The sequence below is a fragment of the Paraburkholderia oxyphila NBRC 105797 genome (genome assembly GCF_000685075.1).
In the GTDB taxonomy this organism is placed as follows: Bacteria; Pseudomonadota; Gammaproteobacteria; order Burkholderiales; family Burkholderiaceae; genus Paraburkholderia; species Paraburkholderia oxyphila.
The window spans coordinates 1-504 of record NZ_BAYD01000310.1 but is presented as its reverse complement, the minus strand read 5'-3'; the positions used below and the strand labels follow the sequence as shown (position 1 = coordinate 504).

General features: G+C 57.5%; 1 protein-coding gene. It reads left to right on the top strand.

Features of this window, described 5'->3' with window-relative positions; genetic code table 11:
• Positions 1-141: 141 nt before the first annotated feature.
• A complete protein-coding gene (locus BO1_RS56130) occupies positions 142-402 on the top strand; it encodes a phasin family protein (RefSeq protein WP_052409881.1) in 261 nt (86 codons plus the stop codon).
• Positions 403-504: the final 102 nt, after the last annotated feature.

Below are 504 nucleotides of genomic sequence, written 5' to 3'. Positions count from 1 at the left end.
GTTTTCCCGCGTACGCGTGTCGTGCCTCTGCCGTACAATGAATTCGCTGCATCGCAGCAATGGCGATTGGCCCGAGCGGGCCGTCCGTATCTCCGCCAGGTTCCCTCCTGATATCCACGGTCTCACCTCCATGGGGCAGTGATGAGCACGCCTATTCCCGAACAGTTGGTCACCGCGCAGAAAGCCGGTTTGGAGAGATTCTTTGGTCTCGCGACGAGGACCGTCGAGAGCATCGAAAAGCTCGCTGAACTGAATTTGCGGGCAGTCAAATCGACCCTTGCAGACAATCAGGACCTCCTGACCCAATCACTGTCTGTTCGCCAGCCGCAAGAGTGGTTTGCCCTGACGGCGGGCCTGGCCCAGCCCACAGTGGCAAAGGCGTTTCCTCGTGCCGCAAGATAAAGACTCAATGCAGGTCGTGGAATATGCCGCGTGGGGCCGAACGGCTTGCTGATTTGGCCAACTAGGCGGCTGAAATCACAAAACGAACGATCGTTCGAAAAT

Bases quoted from the DNA above. Each gene is read 5' to 3' on its own strand.
- BO1_RS56130 (WP_052409881.1), top strand. From the start codon at position 142: ATGAGCACGCCTATTCCCGAACAGTTGGTCACCGCGCAGAAAGCCGGT.